Raw genomic sequence first — 25,475 nt, 5'->3', positions numbered from 1 at the left:
CGCAGCGCCTGGAGAAACCATGAGTACGGCGATCGCCATCGGAACCTGGCGGCGCCCCTCGCGGCGGGAACTGCGGCGCAACCTCGCGGCCCTGGGCGCCGTCCTGGCCGCGCACATCTTGGTGCTGCTAGCCCTGGTCTCCGGGGCGCGCTGGCTGCCCCAACTGATCGAACCACCGGTCATCGAAGCCGAGCTAGTCGACGCGCCGTCTCGTCCGGTCGATAAGCCCGCGTCAGCTGCCGTCGCGCCGGCCCAAGGCCGCCCAAGCGCCGTCTTGTCGTCACCCACGACCATTCCCGCGCCGCCCGCCGCCGCCAAGCCCACAGGCCCGCCGGCCATCGTCGCTCCGCCCGGCTTCACCGCTCGCAAGCTGGTCGAGCAGAGCGACCAGACCCGCGACGGCCTGCGCGAAAGCCTCGGTTGCCGGCACGAGAAGACCGTCGCCCTGAACCGCGACCAGAAGGCCGCCTGCGCCGAGGCCGACGGCCAGCGCTCGCGCACCGCCCCGATGTACGCCGCCATCGACCCGGACAAGAAGGCCGCCTTCGACGGCGACTGCGCCAAGGACGACGACTGGTGCCTCTATCGCGTCGGCAAGGGCCCCTATCCGGGGATCTTCGCCCTGGGCAAGAAGAAGAAGCGCAAGGGCTGGGACGACTGAGCGGCGCTTAGGACTTGCTCACATCCATGCCCAGGGTCGGGCCAATGCCGTCCGGATGGTCGCCAAAATAGTGGCTCCCGCCCCGCTTTTTCGCCAGCGCTTCCAGACGACCCCGCAGGCTGTCGTCCAGCTGCAAGGTCGGCCCGTCCGCCGGATCCTCGCCCTCATCCAATGGAATCGCCGCCGCGATCACCTGCCTCAACCGCTCCCCGAACCGGGCGTCGTCGGCGCTGCCTTCCTCTGGCGGTGAGTCGAGAAAGCTCATGACTTCCTCAAGGGCGGTATCGTCGTCGACGCGGTTGGGCATGCGGAACTCCTTCGAGACACGAACGGAGCCGTCGTGGCGAGAGTTCCGGATTTCAAAAAGGAAAGAAGAAGTGGTGCCGCCTAGGTGACTCGAACACCTGACCTACGCATTACGAATGCGCCGCTCTACCGGCTGAGCTAAGGCGGCCCACGCACCCCGAAGCAGGGCTTCAGGGCGAAGGGAGCGCCTATTTAGCGGCGCGCGAGCCGCTTGCCAAGCGCCGTCTTGCACCAGAATTGCGACGAGGCGCCGACCCTCCCCCAAGAGGCCCTTCCGGCGGGTCCGAAATCGGCGGCGCGTCGAAGACGCCGGGATCGTCAGGGACGGGCATCAGGGGGCCGCCGGTCTCGGCCGCGCGAATGAACGGCGTCGACGCCGCGTAGTCGGCATAGGCCGAAGGCAGCTCGGGCAGGTCGTTCATCGTCCGCTCGCGGCGCTCGTGGCGTGGGTGGATCAACTGGCCGGTCTCGCCATAGCTGCCCACCAGGCGGGCCCAGTCCTCGCGGCGATAGGCGAAGGCGCGGCCCTCGGGGTCGAGGTCGGACCAGTCGGGCTCCTGCGGGGCCTCCACGCCGCGAGCGATCCAGGCGCGAGCCTCGTCGGCCTCGCCGTTGGCGGCGGCGACGCGGGCCATAAGGCCGGCGAAACGGGCGGTCGGGGCCTCGGCGTCCAGCAGCCGGGCGGCGGCGCGGGCGGCGACGGGGTCGCCGCCTATCAAGGCGCTCTCGACGCGCAGGATGCGGCTCTCGCGCGGCTCGGGCTTCATCGCGGCCAGGGCGGTCAGGCGCTGGGCGCGGACCTTGGGAGTCTCGTTGGTCTTCAGGTCGCGATAGGCCAGCCAAAGCGCCGGATGTGGCTCGGCCTTCCAGGCGGTCTCGATCAGCTGGCCCGCCTTGGCGACCTTGCCATCGTCGGCCAGCAGGCGGGCGGCCATCACCACGCCGGGTGCGAAGTCGGGCTTCAGTTTCACCGACTGAGTCGCGAAGTCGAGCGCCTGGACGCGGGCCTTGGGCTCGGGGCTGTCTTCCAGGCTGGCGGCCGAAGCGGCCAGGAGCGCGGCGCGGCTGCGATCGGCGACGACCGGCGAGACGATCTTGCGTTCCAAAGCGCCCTGGACGAGATCCAGGGCCGCGGCCCAGTCACCGACCTCCAGCCGGGCTTCCAGCAGGGCGCGCCAGGCCCAGCGGGCGGTGCGCGCCAGGCCGTAGGCGGTCTCGGCGTGACGGAGGGCCGTCGGCCGGTCGCCCTCGGCCTGGGCCGCCTGCATCAGGCCGCGCAGGCCGGCCAGGCGCATCTCGGGAAAGCCGAGCATGGCGTTGTAGGCGCTCTTGGCCGCGCCCAGGTCGCCGGCCGCCTCGGCCGCCTGGGCGGCCAGCACGCGGACCAGGGCCGGAGCGTCCTCGGCCAGTTCGGCGGACTTCTGGGCCAGGCGGCGGGCCTCGGAACCGTCGCCGGCGGCGACCGCGAGGAAGCCGCGCGACAGGGCCTCGATCGCCGACTTGCGCTTGGCCTCGGCGCGAGCCCGGGCGGCGCGGCGCGGCGCCTCGACGATCCAGATCACGCCCCGCCACAGCAGGGTGAACGCCAACGCCGACAACAGGGTCAGCAGGGCCGCCGCCGCGGCGGTCATCTCGATGCGCCAGCCCATCCAATCCAGCGCGGCGCGACCCGGCTCGCCGGTCAGGGCCAGGACGGTGACCGCGACGGCGGCGACGAGGAAGAGGGCGAAGGCGACGCGGGTCATGGCAGGCCCTCGGAGCCCGTCCGCGTGACACGAGACAGGCCGGTCAGGGCGTCGGCGCGGATGGCGGCGACGTGGCGGTCGATCTCGATGCGGCGGTTGGCGGCGTTGATCCATGGAGCCAGGACGACGCGGGCCGCGTCGGGCAGCGGGTCCAGCGCCTGGACCGCGCCCTCGACATCGCCGTCGTCGAGCAAGGCCTGGGCGCGGGCCAGCATGGCGTCAGGCGTCGAGCCGGTGGTCGAGCCGACATGGCGGATCGAGACGATGCTGGAGAGGGCGTAGCGGATGCGCGAGAACAGGTCGGCGTCCGGACCGGGATTGCGCGAAGCGCTGGCGGCGCGGCCAGCCAGGGCGCTGAACTGCACGGCCAGGCCGGCGCGGGTCGGCGCGCCCTTGTCAGCCAGCTCGCCGAGCGCCCGCAGGTCGGGCGAGGGCGGCAGCACGCGCTGCAGGCCGGCCAGCTCCTGGCCGAACGGGCGCGAGGTCTCGGTGGCCTCCGCGAGGGCGGAAACCGCCAAGGCGGCGGCCGCCGCGGCGGTCACGCCCTTCTGGCTGTATTCGAGGGCGGCGATTCGGCCGTCCAGGCGCTCGAAATCGGCGGCCGGCGGCGCCACGGCGCTGGTCCCGGCGTCGACCGGCAGGGCCGAGCCCGTGGCGACGCGATCGGCGACCGCGTGCGGGCTCGGCTCGGCCGAGACCACGCCGTCAGTTGGGGCGGCCTTGCTCTTGAACAGAGTCGGGCCGTAATGCGCGACGCCCGCGCCCAGGGCGATGCAGAGTACGCAGAGGATCAGCCAGATCCAGACGCCGGGTCCCATGACGCGACGACGGGCGTAAAGCGCCGGATCGCTGGGAGCGACGATTTCAGCGGGATCGGGAGCGGCGTTCATGACGTCCATTCGTGCCCCACGCCGCCGCGCTTCGCAACGGCGCGCTTGAGCGCGACAGCCAAAAGTGGCGTCCGGTTTTGGCGACCGTCGCGCTCCCCCTAGGAAATCAGGTCTGTCTGTTCAGACAGACCTGTGGTGTTGAGCAGATCCAGCAACGCGGATTCCTCCGGACGCGACGCGAAGGTCACAGACCCGGGTTCGGCGGCGTCGCGCAGAGGGGCGGCGACGGCCTTGGAGAGACACAGGAATCGCACGGCCGGCGCGGGCCGCTCACGCAGGATCGCCGCCAAGGCGCGGGCCGCGCGGGGCGAGTGCACAAGCACCGCCGCTGGCGCGTCCAGCCGCGCCAGGGTGTCATCGGAAGGGGCGCGCTCCAGCGTCTCGTAGACGGCCACGCCTCTGGCCATCACCCCGTGGCCGCGCAGCATGCCGACGAGATCGCCGGCCGGTTCCTTGGCCCCGGCCCACAGCACCGGTCCGGAAGCCCCGGCGGCGATCAGCGCGCACAGGTCCTCGACATCTCCGTCGGCGCTGGAGACCGACGCGAAGCCCTCGCCCTGCGCCGCCTTGGCCGTGGCCCGACCGACCACGAACACCGGCAGGCCGCGTTCGTCCGACAGCCGCGCGAAGGCCTCGACCCCGTTGGCGCTGGTGAAGGCGAGCGCCGTAACGTGGGCGAGGTTCAACTCGGCGTCCAGGATTTCGACGGCCAGCAGAGGATCGACGATGGCCTCGAAGCCCAGGTCCCGCACGCGCTCGGCGGTGGCCAGGGCGCCGGGGCGGGCGCGGGTGATCCAGACCGGCGCGCCCGCGTCCACGGCGCTATTCCGGCAGCAGGATGGCGTCGCCGCCCTCGACGCGGACCTGGGCGCCCAGCTCCAGGCCCAGGGCGCGGGCGTCGGCGATATCATCCCCCCCCGAAAGGGTCGTCTCGCCCCGCCGGCGGAAGCGCTGCGCGCCGTCCGGAGTCAGGGCCTCGACGATCAGGGTCAGGCGTGAACCGTCCAGCACCGCGCGGGCGCCGATGGCCGTGCGACACGAGCCTTCCAGAGCGTAGAGCGCCCCGCGCTCGGCGGCGACGGCGAGCGTGGTTTCGCGGCAGCTGACGGCCTGCAGCCAGGGCGCGTGGGCGTCTTCGAGGCGGGTCTCGATGACCAGCGCGCCTTGTCCAGGGGCCGGCGGAGCGGCCTCCGGGTCGAGCCAGCTGCGGGTCAGGTGACCCAGGCCCAGGCGGTTCAGGCCCGACTGGGCCAGCAGGATGGCGTCGGCCTCGCCGCGCTCCAGCTTGGCCAGGCGGGTGTCGACATTGCCGCGCAGCATGATGATCTCAAGGTCGGGCCGCACGTGCAACGCCTGGGCCTGACGACGCAAGGACGCGGTGCCCAGGCGCGCGCCCTTGGGCAAGTCCTCCAGCCGCTCGGCGACATGGCTGATGAAGGCGTCGCGCGGATCCTCGCGCTCGGGCGTGGCGGCCAGGATCAGGCCCGGCGGCAGCTCGGCCGGCATGTCCTTCAGCGAATGGACCGCGCAGTCGATGCGACCGTCCAGCAGGGCCTCCTCGATCTCCTTGGTGAAGAGCCCCTTGCCGCCGATCTCCATCAGGCGGCGGTCCTGGATGCGGTCGCCGCTGGTGACGATCGGGATCAGCGGAGCCGCGGCCTCGATCTCGGCCTGCGAGGCCCCCTTGGGGACACCCAGCGCGTGCGCGATCCGCGCCTGCATCAGCCCCGACTGGGCCAGGGAGAGCTTGGAGCCACGCGCGCCGATACGGATGGGAGGTTGCCGGGACACGGTCGGAACGTTACCTGCGGAGACAAGATTTCATCTTCGCTGCTACAGGAGCGGCGGGAAGCCCGCAACGAATGACTGTCCTTACGGATTCAACCCTCACCATCCTCGGCCTGGAAACCAGCTGCGACGAGACCGCGGCCTCGGTCGTGCGGCGCGCGCCGGACGGGACGGTTGAAGTGCTGTCTTCGGTCATCGGCACCCAGTTCGAGCAGCATGCGCCGTTCGGCGGCGTGGTGCCCGAGATCGCCGCCCGCGCCCACGTGGAGTCGATCGACGCCATCGCCGCCGAGGCCATGCGCGCCTCGGGCCTGACCTTCGACCAGTTGGACGGCGTGGCCGCCACGGCCGGTCCAGGCCTGGTCGGCGGGGTGATGGTCGGCCTGGCGTTCGGCAAGGCCGTGTCGCTGGCGCGGGGCGTGCCGCTGGTCGCCGTCAACCACCTGGAAGGCCACGCGGTCTCGGCCCGCCTCGGCGCCGACATCGCCTATCCGTTCCTGCTGCTGCTGGTCTCGGGCGGTCACTGTCAGCTGCTGGAGGTCTCCGGCGTCGGGGCCTGCAAGCGCCTGGGCACCACGATCGACGACGCGGCCGGCGAAGCCTTCGACAAGATCGCCAAGAGCCTGGGCCTGCCCTATCCGGGCGGTCCGGCCCTGGAGAAACTGGCGGTCGGCGGCGACGCGACCCGCTACAGCCTCCCCCGGGCCCTGCTGGGCCGCAAGGACTGCGACTTCTCGTTCTCGGGCCTGAAGACCGCCGCGGCGCGGATCGCCGAGACCCTGACCACCGACGACGAGCGCCGCGACCTGGCCGCCGCCGTCCAAGGCGCCATCGCCCGCCAGCTGTCCGAACGGGTCGACCGGGCGATGAAGCTCTACAGGGATAGCCACGGCGCGGACGACCTGCGTTTCGTCGTCGCCGGCGGCGTGGCCGCCAATGGCGCGGTGCGCGCGGCCCTGCTGGCCGACTGCGAGAAGAACGGCTTTTCCTTCGCCGCGCCGCCGCTGGCCTATTGCACCGACAACGCCGCCATGATCGCCCTGGCGGGGGCCGAGCGGCTGGCCCTGGGAATCTTCGACGATCTCGACGCGGTCGCCCGACCGCGCTGGCCGCTGGACGAGGCCGCGGCGCTGGCCAACCCCGCCAACGCCTACGGACGCAAGGGAGCCAAGGCATGACCTTTAAGCACGTGGGCGTCATCGGCGCCGGCGCCTGGGGCACCGCCCTGGCCCAGGTCTGCGCTCGCGCCGGTCTGCAGGTCACCCTGCAGGCCCGCGAGTCTGAGGTCGTGACGGCCGTCAATGAGCGCCACGAGAACGCGGTGTTCCTGCCAGGCGTCGGGCTGGAGCCTGGGATCACGGCCGTGACGGAGTTGGCCGCCCTCGCCGGCTGTGACCTGATCCTGGCCGTGGCCCCGGCCCAACACCTGCGCGCCGCGCTGGCGGCCTTCGCCCCGCATCGTCAGGCCGGCGCGCCGATCGTGCTGTGCGCCAAGGGCGTCGAGCAGGGCACGCTGAAGCTGATGACGGAGGTCGCCGCCGAGGCCCTGCCGGGCGCGCCGATCGCGGTGCTGTCGGGGCCCAGCTTCGCCGGCGAGGTGGCCCGCAACCTACCGGCCGCCGTCACCCTGGCCTGCGCGGACGAGGCCCTGGGCCGCGCCATCGCGGAGGCCATCGCCACCCCGACCTTCCGTCCCTATACCGCCAGCGATCTGATCGGCGCCGAGGCGGGCGGGGCGGTCAAGAACGTGTTGGCCATCGCCTGCGGCGTGGTCGAGGGCAAGGGTCTGGGCCGCAACGCCCACGCCTCGGTGATCACCCGGGGCTTCGCCGAACTGACCCGCCTGGCCGTGGCCCTTGGGGCAAAGCCGGAGACGCTGTCGGGCCTCTGCGGCCTGGGCGATCTCGTTTTGACCTGCTCCAGCCCGCAGTCGCGCAATATGAGCGTCGGCCTGGCGCTGGGCCGGGGCCTGACCCTGGAGCAGGCCCTGGCCGGCAAGGTATCCGTGGCCGAAGGCGTCGCCTCGGCCCCCGCCGTCCGCGCCCTGGCCCGCAAGGTCGGGGTCGAGGTTCCGATCTGCGAGGCCGTCGCCGCCATCCTGGACGGCGAGATCGAGGTCGACGCCGCCATCGCGCGCCTGCTGTCTCGCCCCCTGAAGTCTGAAATTTAAGAGCAATCAGAAACCTAAAAAGGACCGCCGCATGGCCCTCTTCGTCATCTACTGCAAGGATAAGCCCGGCGCGATCGAGACGCGCATGGCCACTCGCCCGACCCATCTGGACTATCTGAACGCCGCGGGCCTGGTGAAGGCCGCCGGCCCGCTGCTGGATGACGCCGGCGCCCCGATTGGCTCGATGCTGATCGTCGAGGCGCAGGATCGCGCCGCCGTGCAGACCTTCCTCGACAACGACCCCTACACCCTGGCGGGTATCTTCGAGAGCGCCGAGATCCAGGCCTGGCGCGTCGGCGTCGGCTCGCTCGGCTAGCTTGCGCGCCGACCCGGACAACCCCGCACGCCCGGCCGCCGGCACGGTGCTCTGCGCGCTGGACGAGATCGCCTCGCCCGGCGCGAAGGGCTTCCGCTGGCGCGCGGGCGACGCGATGTTCGCCGGGTTCGTGGTCCGCAAGGACGAACGGGTGGTCGGCTATCTGGACAGCTGCCCGCACGCCGGCTGGCCGCTGGCGGGCTTCGCCGGCCGCTACCTGACCCGCGAGAACGACCTGATCCTGTGCGCGGGTCACGCGGCCCTGTTCAAGATCGAGGACGGGGCCTGCGTGGCGGGCCCCTGCCCCGGCGACAAGCTGTTCCCCTGGCCGGTCGAGGTCCGCGACGGCCAGATCATCGTCGCTTAAGACCTTTCCCGTACGGTCTCGCCAACGATCGCGAGGAACCGGACCATGGCCGCCGCCGACATGCACTTCGACGCCGAGACGGTCACCCACCGCGCCGGTCTCGCCAAGCTGCGCTCGCTGACCAAGATCAATCCGCGCCTGGCCTCGAACCTGGCCAGGACCATGCTGGGCGGGCAGCGCGACCCGACCGTGGTCGACGCGTTCAACGCCCACGCCGAGCAGGCGGGCTTCGAGTTCACCTCGACCTGGGCCAGCAACAACATCCCGTTCGTGGCCCCGCTGCTGCGCGACTTCGCGGCCAAGCGCCCCGAGGGCGAGACGATCCGCTATATGGAGATCGGGGCCTATGAGGGCCGCAACCTGGCCTTCATGGACTGGCTGCTGCCGCAACGCCTGGCCGTCACCGTCATCGACCCCTGGTTCGACGAGGCCCTGAACCCTGAAGAGAAATACCACGCCGTCGAGCCACGCTTCGCCCGCAACATGGCCAAGTGCGGCTTCAAGAGCCTCGACACCCACAAGGGCTTCTCGACCTACGTCTTGCCCCAGATGCTGGAGCGGAATGAACAGTTCGACCTGATCTATGTCGACGGCAGCCACACGGCCCTGGCCGTGCTGATCGATCTCTGCTTCTGCGCCAGTCTGCTCAGCATCGGCGGCATGATGGTGCTGGACGACTACTGGCACGACATCAGTGAGATCGGCGGACCGGGCGTGAAGCAGGCCGTCGATCAGTTTCACGCCGCCTTCGGCCGCTATTTCGAGGTCGCGGCCGTCTATCGTCAGGTCGCCCTGGTCAAGATCGCCGAAATTCCGCGCTAGATATCGCTGGTACGCGACACTATGTCGCCGGCTCGATACGGCCAAGGTTAAGGGCCGTTAGATAACTATCCCCGCATCCTGCCCCGCGAATTTGCGATGCGTCGCGGGGAGATACCGATATGGCGTCCTTGGGTCAGAAGGTCATAGGAGCGGCCGCCGGCGCTGCGCTGCTGTGCGCGGCCACCGCCGGCACGGGCCTTTGGGTGGCGATGAGCCTCGACTCTGCCCTCACCCGCTCCGAGATCTCGGCCAAGATCCTGCGGCTTCACATGCATGCCGACATGATGCACGATGCTCTGCGCGCTGACGTCATGGGCGGGATCATGTCCTCCGACCCTGCCCTGGGCGTCGATATCAAGGCCGTCCAAGCGGATCTCGCCGAGCACATCCAGGCTTTCGAGAGCGACATCGCCGCGAGCGGCCAGTTGGCCCGCGATCCGGCGATCAAGGCCGCCCTCGCGGACGTCGAGGGGCCGTTGGCGACCTACATCGCCTCGGCCGACGCGATCGTCGGCCGAGCCGACACCGATGCGGCCGGCGCGCGCGCCGGGCTGCCCGACTTCTCCAGGCAGTTCTCCGCCCTCGAGACCAAAATGGAAGAGGCCTCGACCAAGATCGAGACCGCCGCCATCCGCGACGCCAAGGCCGCCAAGACGATAGGCCTGCTGGGCCAGGTGGTGATGGGCGCGCTGCTGCTGGTCGCCGCCGCCTTCGCCGCCATCCTGATGATCGCCGCCCAGAAGGGTCTGGTCGCGCCGCTGGTCGAGATTACCCGCGCCCTGCGCCGCCTGGCGGCCGGCGACCTGTCGGTGGTGTTGCCCGAAAAGCGCAGCCAGGACGAGATCGGCCAGATGGCCGAGGCCCTCCAGACCTTTCACGACACCGTCGAGGCCCGCCGCAAGGAGCTGGAAGCCGCCGACGTCCGCGACGCCCTGGAGATCGAGCGCGCCGAAGCCGAAGCGCGCCGCGACGAGGCCGAAGCCACTCAGAAGGCCGTGGTCGAGAGCCTGGCCGGCGCGTTGAGGTCGATGTCGGAGGGCGACCTGACGCAACGCCTGGAGCGTCCGTTTCCGGCCGGCTACGAACGGCTGCGCGTCGATTTCAACATCGCCATCGAGAAACTGTCGGGCGTGATCGCGGCGTCCCTGGAGGCCACCAGCATGATCCACGGCGGCGCGCGCGAGATCACCGACGCGGCCGACGATCTGTCCCGCCGCACCGAGCAACAGGCCGCCAGCCTGGAAGAGACGGCCGCCGCCCTGGACGAGATCACCTCGACCGTACGCCAGACCGCCGAGGGCGCCGACCGCGCCCGCGCCGTGGTCCAGCGCGCCCGGGACGCGGCCGGGGCCAGCGGCGACATCGTCGACCAGGCCGTCGGGGCCATGGGCGCGATCGAGAAGTCCTCCAGCCAGATCGGCCGGATCATCGGGGTGATCGACGAAATCGCCTTCCAGACCAACCTGCTGGCCCTGAACGCCGGGGTCGAGGCGGCCCGCGCGGGCGAGGCTGGCCGCGGCTTCGCGGTCGTGGCGCAAGAGGTGCGGGCCTTGGCCCAACGCTCGGCCGACGCCGCCAAGGAGATCAAAAGCCTGATCGCCGCCAGCGCCGCCGAGGTCGACCAGGGCGTTGACTTCGTCGGCAAGGCCGGCGAGGCCCTGCGCGCCATCGCCGCCGAGGTCGAGCAGATTGACGGCTTGGTTCGCGCCATGGCCGCCTCGGCCCAGGAACAGGCCCGGGGCCTGGCCGAGGTCAATGTGGCCGTGAACCAGATGGATCAGGTGACCCAGCAGAACGCGGCCATGGTGGAAGAGACGACGGCGGCGAGCCATGCGCTGGCGCAGGAGGCCACGCGCCTGGCCCAGCGGATGGGCGAGCTGCGGATCGCGGGTGAGACGGCGCCGCGGCGGGCGGCTTAGGCCGGCGAGTCGGCCGTCCAGTCCCCCGACTTGCCTCCAGTCTTCTCGAGCAGCCGCACGGCCTCGATGACCATGCCCTTCTCGGCCGCCTTCAGCATGTCGTAGATCGTCAGGCAGGCCACCGACGCCGCCGTCAGGGCCTCCATCTCGACGCCCGTCGGTCCCGTGGTCTTGACCCGCGCCGTCACCGACAGCCCGCCCTCGGCCGGCTCGACCTCGACCACCACCTTCGACAGCGCCAGCGGGTGGCACAACGGGATCAGGTCCGAGGTCTTCTTCGCGGCCATCACCCCGGCCAGTTCCGCCACCGCGCGGACGTCGCCCTTGCGGCCCGAACCCGACACCGCCAGAGCCAGGGTCTCCGCGCGCATCCGCACGAAGCCGGTCGCCACCGCCTCGCGCGCCGTCGCCGGCTTGTCGGAAACGTCGACCATGCGAGCCCGGCCTTGCTCGTCGATATGGGTAAGCTTGCTCACGGCCGCGGCGGCCTCACTGTTCCAGCAGTCGAGGCATCAGCTCGACCATGTTGCAAGGCTTGTGGCGGCTATCGAGCTGGGCGCTGATCACCTTGTCCCAGCCGTCGCGCACCGCGCCGTTGCTGCCTGGCAGACAGAAGACGAAAACACCGTCGATCAGCCCGGCGGTGGCTCGCGACTGCAGGGTCGACAGGCCCACCGAGGCGTAGCTGACCAGGTGGAAAATCACCGAGAAGCCGTCGATCTTCTTGTCGAACAGCGGCTCCAAGGCCTGGGGGGTGACGTCCCGGCCGGTCAGGCCGGTGCCGCCGGTGGTGACGATGGCGTCGACGGCCTTGGCGTCTATCCAGTCGCGGACCTGGCGACGGATCTGCTCGACATCGTCGCGGACCACCGCCCGGCCGCCCAAGTCGTGGCCGGCGGCCTTGACGCGGTCGACCAGGATCTGGCCCGAGGTGTCGCTCTCCTCATCGCGGGTGTCGGAGATGGTCAGCACGGCCACGCGGACCGGCTTGAACGGAAGGCCCGGCTTGATCCCGCCGCCCGGCTTCAGCGCTTCGGTCATTCCGTCTCTCCTATCCGTCCCAACGTTCGGCGTCGGTCCTATCGCGGTCCGTCGGCTCGATCCAGCGCGCGCCGTCCGGGCCATGCTCCTTCTTCCAGAAGGGCGCGCGGCTCTTCAGATAATCCATCAGGAAGTCGCAGGCCTCGAAGGCCTCCCGCCGGTGGCCGGCGGCCGTGGCGACGAAGACGATGGCCTCGCCCGGCGCGATGCGTCCCGTGCGGTGGACGATGTGGACGTCCTGCAGCTTGAACCGCTTGATCGCGTCCTTCGCGATCTCGCCGATCGCCGCGTCGGTGAAGCCGGGATAGGCCTCCAGCTCCAGCGCGGCCGCCGCGCCCCGCTCGGCGCGGGCCAGGCCGACGAAGGTGGCCACCGCGCCGGTCTCCTGGCGACCCGCGCAAAAGGCGGTGACGAGCGCGCCGGGTTCGAATGGCTGGTCGGCCAAGGTGATCGTGGGCGTGACGCTCATCCGCCGCTCATGGGGGGCAGGAAGGCCACCTCGGTCGCGGCGGTCAGCACGCTCTCACCGCGCACGATAGTCTTGTCGACGGCGACCTGGACGCCGGGACCGGAGAGAGCCTCGCCCAGTTCGGGGTCAGTGGCCGAAAGCGTCGCGCGCAAGCTAGCCAGATCGCCGGCCGCGACCACGCGCTCGCGCCAGCCGGCCTGGTCGGCCAGGCGTCCGAACAGCAGCACCCGCGCCATCGTCTAACCGCCCGTTTGGGACATGTGGCGCGCCACGGCGGGACGGGCGATCTGGAAGTCGTGGCCCTTGGGCTTGGACCCGATCGCCGCGAAAATCGCCGCGCGCAGTTCCGCGTCCGTCGCGCCGCCCCGAATCACCGCGCGCAGGTCGCTGGCGTCGTCGCGGCCCAGGCAGGTGTGCAGGGTGCCGGTGCAGGTCAGGCGCACCCGGTTGCAGGTGTCGCAGAAGTGGTTGCTGAGCGGCGTGATCAGGCCCAACCGCCCGCCGGTTTCGGCCACCCGGACATAGCGAGCCGGACCGCCGGTGGTGTGATGAATGTCCTCCAGCGTCCAGAAGGAGGACAGATCGCGACGCACATCCTGCAGCGACAGATACTGGCCGGTGCGATCCTGATCGACCTCGCCCATCGGCATGGTCTCGATCAGGGTGATGTCGCAGCCGCGCGCGTGGGCCCACTGGATCAGTTCGGGCAGTTCGGCGGCGTTGTCGGCCTTCAGGGCCACGGCGTTGATCTTCACCGCGATCCCGGCCGCCAGGGCCGCATCGACGCCGGCGATCACCCGGTCGAGGTCCCCGCCCCTGGTCAGGGTGCGGAAGAGGTCGGGCTTCAGCGTATCCATCGAGACGTTGATCCGGCGCACCCCATGACGCGCGAGGTCGGCGGCGTAGCCTTCCAGCTGGGTGCCGTTGGTGGTCAGGGTCAGCTCGTCCAGCGCTCCGCTGCGCAGGTGGCGCGACAGGCCGGCGACCAGGGTCATGAAGCCCTTGCGCACCAGCGGCTCGCCGCCGGTGAGCCGCAGCTTGCGCACCCCCAGGCCGACGAAGGTCGAGGCCAGTCGATCAAGCTCCTCAAGCGTCAGCACTTCAGCCTTCGGCAGGAAGGTCATATGCTCGGACATGCAGTAGAGGCAGCGCAGGTCGCAGCGGTCGGTGACCGAGACGCGCAGATAGGTGACGGCGCGCCCGAACCCGTCGATCAAGACCGGGCTCGGCGAGGGGGCGGGCGCGTGAACCGCTTGCGCGGGACTGTCGTCATAGGGCGTCATGTCTGTCTGTAAGAATAGGCGCTGGAGCCCATGACGCAAAGCGATACGAACGGATTGGAGGCCGTCGTGCTGGCGGCTGGCCGCGGCGTGCGCTTTGGCGGCGGCAAATTGCTGGCCATGCTGGAGGACGCGCCGCTGGTGGCCCACGCCCTGCGCACCGCCTTGCTGTCGCCCGTGCGGCGGGTGTTCGTGGCCGTCGCCGATCCGGCGGTGCGCGCGGCGGCCGAGGCTGCGGCCCAGCGGCTCAAGGCCTTGGAGCGGCTGGTGATGGTTCAGGTCGAGGACGCCGATGAGGGCATGGGCGCTTCGCTGAGGGCGGCGGTGTCGGCCCTGCCCGACGACACGGCGGGCGTCTTCGTGTTCCTGGGCGACATGCCGGCCGTCGATCCGGCCACGCCGGCGCTGCTTGCCCGGTCCCTGAAGAGCCCATACGACATCGTCGCGCCCACGCATCTGGGCCGTCGCGGCCATCCGGTGCTGTTCGGCGCGACCTGGCTGCCGGCCCTGCGGGCGCTGTCCGGAGACGAAGGCGCCCGCGCCCTCCTGGAGAACGCGGGCGCCCGGTTGGCGCGGATTCCCGTGCAGAACCCAGGGATCCACCTCGACGTGGATCGACCCGAGGACCTTGCCCGCGCCCTCGAAGGCCGCTGACGCCGGGGCTCTCCCCCGAGACCCGGCCACGACCTTCGCCCGTTAGGTTCAGTGCAGCGGCTCCTCCTCGCCGATGACGATGCGCTTGATCTCCGCGATCAGCCGCAGGGCGGCCGCGCAGTCGCCGCGCTCCTGCAGGGCGGCCAACCTGGGCAGCAGCACCCGCAGGATCCGGCGATGGTCGGCATTGACGCCGACCAGGTTGCGCTTGAACTCGGCGGTGTCCTCGGCGTCGGCGATCGCGTCGAGGTCAGGATCGAACTGCTCCCTCATCGGCCCGTCCCCGGGCGCGCACGGTCAGCACGGTGGCGACGACCATGACCGCGAGGAGCAGGTAGCCCAGCACATTGTAAGCGCTCTGCCAGTAGAACCGGTGGAAATGCGCCGGGTAGGCGACAAACGGCGTCAACACCTGCAGGAAGCTCAGAGCGACCATCACGGTGCTCCACAATCGCCGCCACCGCAGCGAGATCCAGGTCAAGGCAAGCGTGGCGTTCAGGTCGACGACGATCGTCGGCAGGTTCCAGCCCTGCCACCAGTGGCTGACCAGCGGCGTGATGCTCCAGAAGAAGATGCTGACCGCCGCCGTCGCCTTGAGCGGTCGGTCGCCCAGCCAGAAGGCCACGCCGCAGATCGCCCACATGAGGACGTAGGTGACTGACGCGAGATATTCGAACAAACGCTGATCCCGAAGAGCACCACACCCCGTGGTCGCGGAGGGCCGATGATCTGGCGCTAGACCGTTTCATGCAAAGGAAATCCTGTCGCGCGGCGCCGGCCGCGCGTTGGAGACGCTGGGATTTCGGAGAGACGACCGGACAGGCGCCTAGCTGTAGTGCGGCGCCATGATCCGTTCGACCGCCTTGATGAACTGGTGCAGCCCGATGGTGGTCACCGCCAGCAGCACCGCGGTCACGGCAGTCACCACGAGGATCAGGCCGAGCCATTGGACGTTGGTCAACTCATGGCGCCAATCCCGCCCATTGGCCCGCCCATTGGCCCGCCCATTGGCCCGCCGAGCGGCCGGTCGTCCGTCAGGAACGCCGTCGCCGCCAGGACCCTCAACAAGGTCCGCGAAGACGGCTCGCCAGTCGCCTGGGCCTTGCGCAGCGCCGACACCGTCTCCGGCACCAGGGCGCCTCGCTCCGGCGTGACCGCCAGCAAGGTCAGGCACGCCTCCAGCGACACCCAGCTGGCCACGAAGCCGGTCGTGTTCGCCGCGTGTCGAGGGGTTAGAAAACTCAGGTCTTGGTCGTGCATCGCCGCTCCCTGCCTCTCGCTCAGAAGGCGGCAGGCCGGCAAGCGCTGCCAGACCGTCTGGCTGCTTACGGTAGTCATTGCCGGGGTCGCCGCCCTCCCAGGCCACGAAGGCCAGGGCGGCGTCGCGGCGGCTCAGGCCCGACAGGCGGCGGCGGGCGCTGAGCACGTGCATCTCGACGGTCTTGGGCGACAGGCCCAGCGCGCGGGCGATCTCCTTGGACTGGAGATGGCCCGCGACCAACCGCAGGATTTCCCGCTCGCGCGGGGTAAGCTTTTCGAACGCGGTACTGACGCCCTGAACCATGCGCCTAGGATGGGCGGCCCAATTGTTCCCGTCTAGCGAGCGAAACGGGTAATTGCAGTGGATCAGGTTTCCGAGCGCACGAACGGCAGGCGGGTGGTCGCCGTCTTGTTCAGGGCGAACAGGGCGTTGGCCACAGCCGGACCGATCACCGGCGTGCCAGGCTCGCCGACTCCGCTGGGCGGATTACCGGACGGCACGATGTTGGTCTCGACCATCGGCGCTTCGTTGATGCGCAGCACGCGATAGCGGTCGAAATTGGTCTGGTCGACCTGGCCGTCGGTCAGGGTCACCTCGCCGAACAGCACCGCCGAGAGGCCGTAGCAGGTCCCGCCCTCCATCTGCGCCGCGATCTGGTCGGGCGAGATGGCGACGCCGCAGTCGATGGCGGTCACCACGCGGCCGACGCGCGGGACGCCGTCCTCGAGCTTGACCTCGGCCACCTGGGCGACGACCGAACCGAAGCTCTCGTGCACGGCGACGCCGCGCGTCCAGCCGACCGTGGGGGTCGAGGCCTTCTCGACCGCCAGGTTCAGGGCCGCCAGGTGCCGGTCGGCCCCGGCCTTGGTGTAGAGGGCCCGGCGGTACTCGATCGGGTCCTTGCCAGCCTTGGCGGCCAGCTGGTCGATCGTGTGCTCCATGACGAAAGCGGTGTGGGTCGCGCCCACCGAGCGCCACCACAGCACCGGCACCCCGACATCGGGCAGCGCCACCTGGGCGTCGACGATCGGGGTGGCCTTCAGGTACGGCGAGCCGGCCGTGCCCTCGATCGCCGTCTGGTCGGGGCCTTTGCCGCCCATCGGCGAGCCCTTCATGATCGACTGGCTGACGATCCGATGGCGCCAGGCCGCTGGATAGCCGTCCTTGTCCAGCTGAACCTTGACGGCGTGGATGGTCAGCGGCCGGAAATAGCCGGCCCGCATGTCGTCCTCGCGGGTCCAGACCAGCTTCACCGGCCGGCCCTTGCCGACCTTCTTGGCGATGTGGACGCACTCGGCCACGTAGTGGACTGGAAGTTGGCGCGCCGGCCGAACGAGCCGCCGGCGAACAGGGTCTCGATCTCGACCGAGCCCGGCAGGCAGCCGACGATCTTGGCGGCGGCCAGTTGGTCCAGGGTCTGGCCCTGCGAGCCGAAGGTCAGCTTGACCTTGCTGCCGTCCACGGCCGCGACGCAGTTCATCGGCTCCATGGTCGCGTGGGCCAGATACGGGAATTCGTAGGTGGTCTCGAACACCTTCTCGCCCTTGGCGGACGCGAGCGTCGTGGCGTCGCCGCGCTGATCGAAGGCTTCCCACTTGGTCTCGGTGTTCTTGCCGGCGGCGACGTCATGGAAAAGCTGGGCGATCGCCGCCGAACCGCGCTTCTCGGCCTTGTCCTCGTCCCACTCGAGCTTCAGCGCCTCGCGGCCCATGCGGGCGGCGTAGGTGGTCTGGGCCACCACCGCCACGCCGGTCGGGATCTCGAAGACGTCGACCACGCCCGGCACTTTCTTGGCGTCGACGGCGTCCAAGCTCTTCACCTTGGCGCCGAAGCGCGGGCCGTGGGCGACCACCGCCGTCAGCATGTCGGGCAGGCGGACGTCCTGGGTGTAGCGGGCCGTGCCGTCGCTCTTGATCTGGGCGTCCTTGCGGCGCACCCGGTCGGTGCCGATCAGGGTGAAGGTCTTGGGATCCTTCAGCTTGACGTCGGTCGGCGGGGGAACCTTGGCCGCGTCGGCCAGCAGCTCGCCGAACCCGGCGGTCTTGCCCGAGGTGTGGGTGAGGACGCTGTCCTTGACCGTGATCTCGCCGACCGCGACGTTCCACCTGTTGGCGGCGGCCTGGACGAACATGGCCCGTGCGCCGGCGCCGGCCTTGCGCAGCTGGTCCCACGAGTTGGCGATCGCCGACGAACCGCCGGTCAGCTGCGCGCCCAGGGCGCCGTTGGCGTAGAGCTTGGCGTTGGCCGGGGCCTGCTCGACCTGGACCTTGGTCCAGTCGGCGTCCAGCTCTTCGGCGACGATGGCCGCGAGACCGGCGTGATTGCCCTGGCCGAACTCGATGTGCTTGGAGATCACCGTCACCACGCCATCGGGCGCGATCTTGATGAAAGGCCCGAAGGCCCCGACCTCGACTTTGGAGCCGGCGCTCATGATGTCGGCCGGCGAGCAGCCGACCAGCAGCGTTCCGCCGACCAGGGCGGAGGCCACGACCACGTCGCGGCGGCTGGGCCGGGCCTGGGCGAGGTCCTTGGGACTGACGGGCGCGTTCATCGGCCAGCTCCGCGATTGGTCGCGCCCGAGGCGGCCACGATGGCCTCGTCGATGTCGGCGTGCTTGTCACCCTGCGGCGGGCCGAAGTCGGCCGCGTCCTTGATCGCCGCGCGGATGCGCTGATAGGCGCCGCAGCGGCAGATATTCCCGGCCATGGCGTTGTCGATGTCCTCGTCGGAGGGCTTGGGCTTCTGGGCCAGCAGAGCGCAGGCCGACATGATCTGCCCCGACTGGCAGTAGCCGCACTGCGGCACGTCGTGGCGCACCCAGGCCTGCTGCACCGGATGCTGGCCGCCCAGGCCCTCGATGGTGGTGATCTTGGCTGTTCCGACCGCCGCGATCGGCGTCACGCAGGAGCGGATCGGCTGGCCGTCCAGGTGCACCGTGCAGGCGCCGCACTGGGCCACGCCGCAGCCGAACTTGGTGCCGGTCATGCCCAGTTCGTCGCGCAGGACCCACAGCAGCGGTGTCTCCGGCGCGGCCTGGATCGCGGTCGGCTTGCCATTGATATCGAGCGTCACGGCCATGCGTCTTCGTCTCCAACGATAAGGTCTCGCCGATATCGAAACCTAACACCGTTCACTCCGGGCTTGACCAGGGGATTTCGCCAGGGGGGCGGGCAGGGAAACGCGCGGCATTGTAAAAACGCTTCCGCGGATGCGAAGGCGGGCGGGCGCCGTCTTCGAAACCCGCTATGCTTTGGCCGCACCCGTGTGGAGATCTCCGTCTTGCGCCGCGTCCTCGTTTCCTTCGCCGTCCTGGCCGTCACCCTGGCCGGCTGCGCCACCGTGGCTCCGATGGACTCCACGGACGCGCCGATCCGCTACAGCTGCAAGGCCGGCAAGCGGTTCACCAGCGCCTACGCCTTGCACGGCAAGACGGTGGTGGTCACCGCCGGCGGCGCGACCAAGACGCTGAAGCTGGCCCGCTCGGCGTCCGGCGCGCGCTACGCGGCCGGCGAAGCCGAGCTGTGGAGCAAGGGCGCGGACGCCATGCTCAAGGGCTTCCCCGGCGGTCCTTACGCCGATTGCCGCTCGCAATAGTTCCGAGGTTCCCGTTGGATTCCTTCCCCGCCTATTTCCCCCTGGCCGGCCGCAAGGTGGTGATCGCCGGTTCGGGCGACGCCGCCGACGCCAAGGCCCGCCTGTTCGAGGGCTCGCCCGCCACGGTGATCCGCCTGGACGGCCATGAGGCCTATCTCCCCGGGTCCTACACCGGCGCGATCCTGGCCTTCGTCGCCAGCCAGGACGAGGTGTTCGTCCAGGCCGCCGCCAGCGCGGCGCGGGCGGCGCGGGTGCTGGTCAATGTCGTCGACCGGCCCGAACTCTGCGACTTCAACACCCCCGCCGTGATCGACCGCGGCGAGGTGGTGGCGGCGGTCGGCACCGGCGGCTCGGCCCCGGTGCTGGCCACCATGCTGCGCAACAACATAGAGGCCCAGGTGCCCGAGGGCATGGGTCGTGTCGCCGCCCTGCTGCGGAAGTTCCAGAGCGAGGTGCGCGGCGCCCTGCCGGCCCTGCACGAGCGCCGGGCCTTCCTGCGCGACGCGGTGCTGGGCGAAGCCGCCCAGGCCGCCCGCGACGGCGATATGGAAAAGGCCGGCCAGCTGTTCCGCGAGGCCCTCGCCAAGGGCACGGCCCGCAAGGGCGTGGTGCGCTTCATCGCCGGCAAGGGTCCCGCCGATCTGCTGACGCTACGCGCCAGCCGGGCCCTCGGCGCGGCAGACGTGCTGGTCCTGGATGGCGACGCCGAGCCGGAGGTCGTGAAGATGGCCCGTCGCGACGTCGAACGGCTCGACCCGTCGCAGGCCGACGCCGATCACCTGGTGCAGCTGGCGCGCGAAGGTCGCCAGATCGTGCGGCTGATCACCCACGCCATCGACCCGGCCCTGGTCCATGCCTTGACCCAGGCCGGCGTCACGGTCGAGGTGCTGCCGGCGGCGACCGCCTAGTCCAGCGACCGTCCCCTCGTCTCCGGCAGCAGAAAGGCCGTGGTCAGCACGCTGATCAGGGTGAAGGCGATCGGATACCAGAGGCCGGCATAGATGTTGCCGACCGCCGTGACGATGGCGAAGGCGAAGAACGGCACGAAGCCGCCCACCCAGCCCGTGCCGATGTGATAGGGCAGCGACAGGGCCGTGTAACGCACCCGCGTCGGGAACAGCTCGACCAGGCAGGCCGCCAGCGGGCCGAACAGGGCCGTCGCCCCGAGCACGAAGACGAACAGCACGCCCAGCATCAGCGGCTTGTTCATTCGCGCCGGATCGGCCTTGGCCGGATAGCCGGCCTCGGCCAGGGCGGCCTTGATCTGGGTTTCGACGCCGGTCTTCACCGCCTTCACCTCGGCCTTGGGCAGGCCCTTGGCGCTCCTGGAGGCGATCTCGGCGCCGCCGATCTTCATCACCGCCACGGAGCCAGCGGGGGCCTTCTGGTTGGCGTAGGAGACGCCCGCATTGGCCAGAGCGCTCTTGATGATGTCGCACGAGCTGACGAAGGCGGTCTTGCCGACCGGATCGAACTGCAGCGAACAGTCCTTGGGATCGGCCACGACCACGACGGGGGACTTCGCCGAAGCTTCGGCCAGGGCCGGGTTGGCGGCCTTTTCCAGCAGGTGGAAGCCGGGGAAATAGAACAGCAGGGCCAGGGTCATGCCGCCCAGCATCACCGGCTTGCGGCCGATCCGGTCCGACAGCCAGCCGAAGACGACGTAGAACACCGCGCTGATCGCCGTGGCGGTCATCATCACGCCATTGATCGTCGCGGCGTCGACCTTCAGGAACTTCTCCATGAAGGTCTGGACGTAGAAGAAGCTGGTGTACCAGACCGCCCCCTGCGCGCACATCATCGACAGGAAGGCCAGGATGACGAGCTTCAGGTTCTTCCACTGGCCGAACGCCTCGGCATAGGGCGCCTTGGAGGCCTGGCCTTCTTCCTTCATGGCGGCGAAGGCGGGGCTCTCGGTCAGCTTCATGCGCATCCAGACCGACACGCCCAGGAGGCCAATCGAGACCGCGAAGGGGATTCGCCAGCCCCAGGCGTCGAAGGCTTCCACGCCGACGGCCGCGCGCGCGCCCATGATCACCAGCAAGGCCCCGAACAGGCCGAAGGCGGCCGAGGTCTGCACCCACGAGGTCGACCAGCCGCGCTGGTTCGGCGGCGAGTGCTCGGCGACATAGATCGCCGCCCCGCCGTATTCGCCGCCCAGGGCGAAGCCCTGCACGCAACGCATCAGGATCAGCAGGATCGGCGAGATGATGCCGGCCTGCTGATAGGTCGGCAGGAAGGCGATGGCGAAGGTCGCGCCGCCCATCAGCAGCACGGTGGCCAGGAACGCGCCCTTGCGGCCGGCCTGATCGCCGATCTTGCCGAACACCAGGGCGCCCAGCGGCCGGAAAGCGAAGCCGACGCCGAACAGGGCCAGCGCCGCGATATAGCCGGCCGTGTCGTTGAGGCCCGCGAAGAAGGTCTTGGAAATGACCTGGGTCAGGCTGCCGAAGATGAAGAAGTCGTACCATTCGAAGGCCGTGCCGGCCGACGAGGCCGCCACCACCGTGCGCATCGAGGCGCGTCCCTGATCGGCTTCGGCCATCTCTGTTCCCCCGTATTTTGACCCTGCTTAGCGTGGTTCAGGGCCCAGGGAAAAGGGGGCGGGGAAAGAGCTTCGGAAGCGGAGGTTAGGCGACCGCGCCCCGGCTGTCGTCGCCGGCCTGGGACAGGCGGAGGATCTCAGCGACAAGAGCGGCGGGCGCGATCGGCTTGGCGGCGACCCCGTCCATGCCGGCGGCGCGGTAAGAGGCCCGCTGGTGGGCCATGACATTGGCGGTCAGGGCGATGATCGGCGCGCGCGCCGCGGCCCCCGGCAGGGCCCGGATGCGGCGGGCGGCTTCCAAGCCGTCCATGCCCGGCATCTGGACGTCCATCAGGATCAGGTCGAAGGCGCCGATGCGCGCGGCCTCGACGCCCGCCGCGCCGTCGTCGGCGACGCTGACCCGGGCGCCCAACTGCTCGAGGATCCGGCAAGCGACCAATTGGTTGGTCGGGTTGTCCTCGACCACCAATACCTTGAGGCCCGCCAGCAGGTCGTCGGCCGCCGCCTCGATGGCGGCGGGCGCGACGGCCGGCGGGGCGGCGATGGTCAGGGTGAAGGTCGAACCCTCGCCCGGCGTCGAGCGGAACGACACCTCGCCGCCCAGCATCTGGGCCAGCTTGCGGGTGATGGCCAGACCGAGACCCGAGCCGCCGAAGCGGCGGGTCGTGCTGGCGTCGGCCTGCTGGAAGCGCTCGAACAGGCTGCCTTGCGCCTCCAGCGGCACGCCGATGCCAGTGTCGATCACATCGAAGACCAGGCGCTGGCCCTCCGCCGTCATGGCCTTGCGGGCCCGGACGGTCACCGAGCCCTTCAGGGTGAACTTCACCGCGTTGCCGATCAGGTTGAACAGGGCCTGGCGGACGCGGGTCGGGTCGGTCTCGATCCAGCCCAGGTCGTCGGCGAGATCGAGCTCCAGCCGCAAGCCCTTGTGCGAGGCCTGGCCAGCCAGCAGACGAGCCACGCCCCGGGCCAGCTCGCGCGGATCAACCGGCTCCCGGTTCAGATCCAGGCGTCCGGCCTCGATGCGCGAGATGTCGATCACGTCGTCCAGCAGGGTCGACAGCATTTGGCCAGCGGCCAGGGCCTCCGCCAAAAGGTCGGCGCTGTCACCGGCCGGCAGCTCGCGGCGAAGCACGTGCATGACCCCCAGCACCCCGTTCATCGGCGTGCGGATCTCGTGGCTCATATTGGCCAGGAACTGGGCCTTGGCCTCGTTGGCGGCCTGGGCGGCGCGCTCGGCGGCCACCAGGGCCAGCTCGGCCTTCTTCTTCTCGTCGATGTCGAGGACGAGGCCTACCGCCTTGCGGGCGATGCCGCGGGCGTCGCGGCGCACGTCGTGGAAGATCCGCACCCAGCGCGTCTCGCCGTCAGGCGACAGCACGCGCACGTCATATTCCTGGGTTCCGCCGAGATCGTCGCGCCACCACTCGGCGGCGGCCTTGTAGACGTGGGCGCGATCCTCGGGGTGGACCATCGGCAAGATGGCCTCGCGAACATCGTCATAGACGACCCGGCGCCCCATGATGCGGTGGAACTCCGGCGAGCCCCAAAAGCTCTCGGCCTCATGGTCGATCTCGTAGACGCCGGCCCGCGCCGCGCCCAGGGCGACCTTCAGGCGGCGGGCGTTGATCCGCGCCTCGCGCCGCGCCGCCGTCAGGGCGGTGATGTCGTCCATATAGGTGATGACGCCGACGATCTCGCCGGCCGCGTCCAGCCAAGGCCGGGCCTCCCACCGGAAAGCGCGCTCCACGCCCTCGGCGTCGAACAAGCGATCCTCGCGTCGGGAGACCACCTCGCCGGACAGGGCCCGGGCGACCCCGGCCACGAAGCGGCCGCGCCCGCTGTTGGTCAGCTCCGTCAGGGTCTTGCCGATGACCTGGGCCTCGGTCGACCGGAAGATCTCCAGGAAGCGTGGGCTGACCAGCCGCAGGCGCATGTCCAGGTCGTAGACGGCGACCGCGAACGGAGCGTCCTCGACCAGGCGGCGGGCCCGGCGCTCGCTCCAGATGGCCTTGTCGCGGCTGCGCGCCACGTCGGTGATGTTCTGGGTGATGCCCTTCAGGGCGAACAGCGCGCCACGCCGGTCGGCGGCCCGATAGGTGCTGCGGAAGGTCTCCCACCGGCCGTCGTCGCCGCGCAGGCGGAACTCGATCGCGCCGCCTTCGCCGGTGCGGGTGGCGTGGCCGAAGGCCTCGCGCACCGTCTCGCGCTGGTTGTCGGGCAGGCGGGCCAGAAACAGATCCGCCGTGGCCACGTCGGCCGGCGATAGGCCCAGCAGCGCCAGCACGTCGGGCGACCAGTCGATGCGCTCGCCCTCGGGCTCGTAGCTCCAGATCCCGACGCCGGCCTCCTCGGCGAGGATCTGATGCGTGCGGCGCGCCGACTCCAGTCCGGCCCGGACCGCCACCTCGGCCGAAATGTCGTGCATCAGTCCGATCAGCTCACCGTTCGGACCCAACCGCGAACGGCCCTGCACCCAGATCGTACGGCCGTCCTTGCAGCGGATCTTCAGTTCGTTGATCGCCTCGCCGGTCGCGCGCAGGCGAGAGCCGCTCTCGATCAGCTCGGCCTGGCTGTCGGGATGGGCGAACTTCAGAGTGGGCTGACCGATCAGCTCCTCGGGGGTCCAGCCCGTTAGCGCGGTCCAAGCGCCGTTGACGCTGACGAAGCGGCCCTCGGGCGAGACCACGGCGAAGAGATCGCTGGCGTTCTCGAACAGCCAACGCGCGGCCTCGGCCTCGCCAAACGGCGATGGCGCGTCCGCGACCCCTTCGTTATCTCGTCCCTGGGACATCAGGTCTCCGCCAAGTTGGGCGGATCGTGGGACGCAACCGTAAACTTATGGTTCGCAAGAAGGACCCGCGTTCCGCGAACACGCTATTTCAATCGACTTTCACACCTCGGCCCATTGGCGCAACAGGTTGTGATAGACGCCGGTAAGCGACAGGACGCCCTCGTCGTCGGCCTCGACCTTGCGGGCCAGGCGCTGGATCGCGACGTCCATCTCCAGCAGCATCGTGCGCTTGGCGTCGTCGCGGACCAGGCTCTGGATCCAGAAGAAGCTGGCTGTGCGCCTACCGCGCGTCACCGCGGTGACATGGTGCAGGCTGGAACTGGGATAGAGGATCATGTCCCCGGCCGAGAGCTTGACGACGTGATCGCCATAGAGGTCGTTCACGACCAGCTCGCCGCCGTCGTAGTTCTCCGGCTCCTCCAGGAAGAGGGTGGCCGACAGGTCGGTGCGCAGGCGCCGGCCGCTGACCGGGTCGCGACGGATGGCGTTGTCGACATGATCCCTGAAGCCCATGCCCTCGCCGTAGCGGTTGAACATCGGCGGCAGGATGAACTGCGGCAGGGCGGCCGAGACGAACAACGGATTGGCCTCCAGCGCCTGGAGGATCGCCTCGCCGACCCGGAGGGCGGCCTCGCAGTCCTGCGGCAGCTGCTCATTGGTCTTGGCCCGCGCGGCCTGGAAGCCCGAGGTCAGATTGCCGTCCACCCACGGACCCGCGTCCAGGATCGCCCGGCACTCGGCGACCTGGGCCTTGGTCAGCACCTCGGGAATCTGCAGCATCATGGGGACGTCCTTGTTGCGACTCGTTCCTAGCACGCCGCGCCGCGTCTTGTTTGATCCGGATCAGACCGAA

At 70.1% G+C, this 25,475-nt stretch carries 28 protein-coding genes, 1 tRNA gene and 2 pseudogenes; 10 read left to right on the top strand and 21 right to left on the bottom strand.

From position 1 onward, the window contains the following. The first annotated feature begins 19 nt into the window (after positions 1-19). Positions 20-661: a hypothetical protein gene (locus AC1RJ9_RS07730; RefSeq protein ID WP_492837767.1), complete on the top strand. Its 642-nt coding sequence runs from the start codon at positions 20-22 to the stop codon at positions 659-661. Between the two features lie 7 nt (positions 662-668). Here the strand turns inward: AC1RJ9_RS07730 and AC1RJ9_RS07725 are convergent, their stop codons facing one another. From AC1RJ9_RS07725 to hemC, 6 genes are all read right to left on the bottom strand, one after another. Continuing rightward, the gene (locus tag AC1RJ9_RS07725) at positions 669-968 is read right to left on the bottom strand and encodes a hypothetical protein (protein ID WP_492837768.1); all 300 of its coding nucleotides are present in this window, start codon (positions 966-968) and stop codon (positions 669-671) included. 71 nt (positions 969-1,039) lie between these two features. Next, positions 1,040-1,115 (bottom strand) — tRNA-Thr (locus AC1RJ9_RS07720). A 40-nt stretch (positions 1,116-1,155) separates the two neighbouring features. Then, positions 1,156-2,712 (bottom strand): heme biosynthesis protein HemY, encoded by a 1,557-nt coding sequence (locus AC1RJ9_RS07715; protein ID WP_492837769.1) that lies wholly within the window; start codon positions 2,710-2,712, stop codon positions 1,156-1,158. Continuing rightward, complete coding sequence (locus tag AC1RJ9_RS07710; RefSeq protein WP_492837770.1) at positions 2,709-3,602, bottom strand: COG4223 family protein; 894 nt, start codon at positions 3,600-3,602, stop codon at positions 2,709-2,711. Before AC1RJ9_RS07710 ends, AC1RJ9_RS07715 begins: the two co-directional genes overlap by 4 nt. 98 nt (positions 3,603-3,700) lie before the next feature. After that, the gene (locus AC1RJ9_RS07705) at positions 3,701-4,420 is read right to left on the bottom strand and encodes a uroporphyrinogen-III synthase (protein WP_492837772.1); all 720 of its coding nucleotides are present in this window, start codon (positions 4,418-4,420) and stop codon (positions 3,701-3,703) included. Between the two features lie 4 nt (positions 4,421-4,424). Next, the gene (gene hemC / locus AC1RJ9_RS07700; protein ID WP_492837773.1) at positions 4,425-5,393 is read right to left on the bottom strand and encodes a hydroxymethylbilane synthase; all 969 of its coding nucleotides are present in this window, start codon (positions 5,391-5,393) and stop codon (positions 4,425-4,427) included. Between the two features lie 71 nt (positions 5,394-5,464). On the opposite strand from hemC, the gene tsaD reads away from it, so the two are divergent. The 6 genes from tsaD to AC1RJ9_RS07670 all read left to right on the top strand — a co-directional run bounded on the left by tsaD (position 5,465) and on the right by AC1RJ9_RS07670 (position 10,984). Continuing rightward, complete coding sequence (tsaD, locus tag AC1RJ9_RS07695) at positions 5,465-6,568, top strand: tRNA (adenosine(37)-N6)-threonylcarbamoyltransferase complex transferase subunit TsaD (protein ID WP_492837775.1); 1,104 nt, start codon at positions 5,465-5,467, stop codon at positions 6,566-6,568. Continuing rightward, the gene (locus AC1RJ9_RS07690) at positions 6,565-7,560 is read left to right on the top strand and encodes an NAD(P)H-dependent glycerol-3-phosphate dehydrogenase (RefSeq protein WP_492837777.1); all 996 of its coding nucleotides are present in this window, start codon (positions 6,565-6,567) and stop codon (positions 7,558-7,560) included. The genes tsaD and AC1RJ9_RS07690 overlap by 4 nt, the downstream gene beginning before the upstream one ends. 31 nt (positions 7,561-7,591) lie before the next feature. Further along, positions 7,592-7,876: a YciI family protein gene (locus tag AC1RJ9_RS07685; RefSeq protein WP_492837778.1), complete on the top strand. Its 285-nt coding sequence runs from the start codon at positions 7,592-7,594 to the stop codon at positions 7,874-7,876. 1 nt (position 7,877) lies between these two features. Further along, positions 7,878-8,243 carry a Rieske (2Fe-2S) protein gene (locus tag AC1RJ9_RS07680; protein ID WP_492837779.1) on the top strand — a complete coding sequence of 122 codons (366 nt, stop codon included), beginning with the start codon at positions 7,878-7,880 and terminating at the stop codon, positions 8,241-8,243. A gap of 45 nt (positions 8,244-8,288) precedes the next feature. Continuing rightward, a complete protein-coding gene (locus AC1RJ9_RS07675; RefSeq protein ID WP_492837780.1) occupies positions 8,289-9,065 on the top strand; it encodes a class I SAM-dependent methyltransferase in 777 nt (258 codons plus the stop codon). A 119-nt stretch (positions 9,066-9,184) separates the two neighbouring features. Continuing rightward, complete coding sequence (locus tag AC1RJ9_RS07670; RefSeq protein WP_492837781.1) at positions 9,185-10,984, top strand: methyl-accepting chemotaxis protein; 1,800 nt, start codon at positions 9,185-9,187, stop codon at positions 10,982-10,984. Here the strand turns inward: AC1RJ9_RS07670 and moaC are convergent. From moaC to moaA, 5 genes are read right to left on the bottom strand one after another with little or no spacing between them, the layout of a single operon-like run. Next, positions 10,981-11,460 (bottom strand): cyclic pyranopterin monophosphate synthase MoaC, encoded by a 480-nt coding sequence (gene moaC, locus AC1RJ9_RS07665; RefSeq protein WP_492837783.1) that lies wholly within the window; start codon positions 11,458-11,460, stop codon positions 10,981-10,983. The genes AC1RJ9_RS07670 and moaC overlap by 4 nt on opposite strands. Positions 11,461-11,473: 13 nt before the next feature. Next, on the bottom strand, positions 11,474-12,025 hold the full coding sequence (moaB, locus tag AC1RJ9_RS07660) for a molybdenum cofactor biosynthesis protein B (RefSeq protein WP_492837785.1): 552 nt from the start codon (positions 12,023-12,025) through the stop codon (positions 11,474-11,476). A gap of 10 nt (positions 12,026-12,035) precedes the next feature. Further along, positions 12,036-12,494: a molybdenum cofactor biosynthesis protein MoaE gene (locus AC1RJ9_RS07655; protein ID WP_492837787.1), complete on the bottom strand. Its 459-nt coding sequence runs from the start codon at positions 12,492-12,494 to the stop codon at positions 12,036-12,038. Beyond that, positions 12,491-12,730 carry a MoaD/ThiS family protein gene (locus AC1RJ9_RS07650; RefSeq protein ID WP_492837789.1) on the bottom strand — a complete coding sequence of 80 codons (240 nt, stop codon included), beginning with the start codon at positions 12,728-12,730 and terminating at the stop codon, positions 12,491-12,493. The genes AC1RJ9_RS07655 and AC1RJ9_RS07650 overlap by 4 nt, the downstream gene beginning before the upstream one ends. A gap of 3 nt (positions 12,731-12,733) precedes the next feature. Then, positions 12,734-13,777, bottom strand: coding sequence for a GTP 3',8-cyclase MoaA (moaA, locus tag AC1RJ9_RS07645; protein WP_492837790.1), 1,044 nt, complete (start codon positions 13,775-13,777; stop codon positions 12,734-12,736). A gap of 30 nt (positions 13,778-13,807) precedes the next feature. Between moaA and AC1RJ9_RS07640 the strand changes: the two genes are divergently transcribed. Further along, the gene (locus AC1RJ9_RS07640) at positions 13,808-14,428 is read left to right on the top strand and encodes a nucleotidyltransferase family protein (protein WP_492837791.1); all 621 of its coding nucleotides are present in this window, start codon (positions 13,808-13,810) and stop codon (positions 14,426-14,428) included. A 48-nt stretch (positions 14,429-14,476) separates the two neighbouring features. On the opposite strand, the gene AC1RJ9_RS07635 is transcribed toward AC1RJ9_RS07640, so the two are convergent. The 7 genes and pseudogenes from AC1RJ9_RS07635 to AC1RJ9_RS07605 form a co-directional block, all read right to left on the bottom strand. Further along, entirely contained in the window at positions 14,477-14,701 is a 225-nt protein-coding gene (locus tag AC1RJ9_RS07635; protein WP_492837792.1) for a hypothetical protein, read from the bottom strand. Continuing rightward, positions 14,679-15,107 carry a hypothetical protein gene (locus AC1RJ9_RS07630; RefSeq protein WP_492837793.1) on the bottom strand — a complete coding sequence of 143 codons (429 nt, stop codon included), beginning with the start codon at positions 15,105-15,107 and terminating at the stop codon, positions 14,679-14,681. The genes AC1RJ9_RS07635 and AC1RJ9_RS07630 overlap by 23 nt, the downstream gene beginning before the upstream one ends. 147 nt (positions 15,108-15,254) lie before the next feature. Further along, entirely contained in the window at positions 15,255-15,389 is a 135-nt protein-coding gene (locus AC1RJ9_RS07625) for a hypothetical protein (protein ID WP_255414587.1), read from the bottom strand. Next, positions 15,386-15,688, bottom strand: coding sequence for a hypothetical protein (locus tag AC1RJ9_RS07620; protein ID WP_492837813.1), 303 nt, complete (start codon positions 15,686-15,688; stop codon positions 15,386-15,388). Before AC1RJ9_RS07620 ends, AC1RJ9_RS07625 begins: the two co-directional genes overlap by 4 nt. Positions 15,689-15,812: 124 nt before the next feature. After that, a pseudogene (locus AC1RJ9_RS07615) lies at positions 15,813-15,992 on the bottom strand (LuxR C-terminal-related transcriptional regulator); the annotation flags it as partial. A gap of 62 nt (positions 15,993-16,054) precedes the next feature. Further along, positions 16,055-18,240, bottom strand: a pseudogene (locus tag AC1RJ9_RS07610) (xanthine dehydrogenase family protein molybdopterin-binding subunit). Next, a complete protein-coding gene (locus tag AC1RJ9_RS07605) occupies positions 18,237-18,767 on the bottom strand; it encodes a (2Fe-2S)-binding protein (protein WP_492837794.1) in 531 nt (176 codons plus the stop codon). The pseudogene AC1RJ9_RS07610 and the gene AC1RJ9_RS07605 overlap by 4 nt, the downstream one beginning before the upstream one ends. Positions 18,768-18,968: 201 nt before the next feature. On the opposite strand from AC1RJ9_RS07605, the gene AC1RJ9_RS07600 reads away from it, so the two are divergent. Beyond that, positions 18,969-19,283 (top strand): MliC family protein, encoded by a 315-nt coding sequence (locus tag AC1RJ9_RS07600; protein ID WP_492837796.1) that lies wholly within the window; start codon positions 18,969-18,971, stop codon positions 19,281-19,283. A 14-nt stretch (positions 19,284-19,297) separates the two neighbouring features. After that, positions 19,298-20,191 (top strand): NAD(P)-dependent oxidoreductase, encoded by an 894-nt coding sequence (locus AC1RJ9_RS07595; protein ID WP_492837797.1) that lies wholly within the window; start codon positions 19,298-19,300, stop codon positions 20,189-20,191. Here AC1RJ9_RS07595 and AC1RJ9_RS07590 read toward each other — a convergent pair. The 3 genes from AC1RJ9_RS07590 to AC1RJ9_RS07580 form a co-directional block, all read right to left on the bottom strand. Continuing rightward, the gene (locus AC1RJ9_RS07590; protein WP_492837799.1) at positions 20,188-21,828 is read right to left on the bottom strand and encodes an MFS transporter; all 1,641 of its coding nucleotides are present in this window, start codon (positions 21,826-21,828) and stop codon (positions 20,188-20,190) included. The two genes, AC1RJ9_RS07595 and AC1RJ9_RS07590, sit on opposite strands and share 4 nt — an antisense overlap. An 85-nt stretch (positions 21,829-21,913) precedes the next feature. After that, entirely contained in the window at positions 21,914-24,622 is a 2,709-nt protein-coding gene (locus AC1RJ9_RS07585) for a PAS domain-containing hybrid sensor histidine kinase/response regulator (RefSeq protein WP_492837800.1), read from the bottom strand. 99 nt (positions 24,623-24,721) lie between these two features. Then, the gene (locus AC1RJ9_RS07580; RefSeq protein ID WP_492837801.1) at positions 24,722-25,405 is read right to left on the bottom strand and encodes a Fe2+-dependent dioxygenase; all 684 of its coding nucleotides are present in this window, start codon (positions 25,403-25,405) and stop codon (positions 24,722-24,724) included. Between the last annotated feature and the right edge of the window lie 70 nt (positions 25,406-25,475).

The sequence above is a fragment of the Caulobacter sp. GW822-FHT07D08 genome (assembly GCF_058798735.1).
The sequence above is the reverse complement of the archived record's forward strand: the minus strand, read 5'-3'. Positions and strand labels throughout refer to the sequence as shown.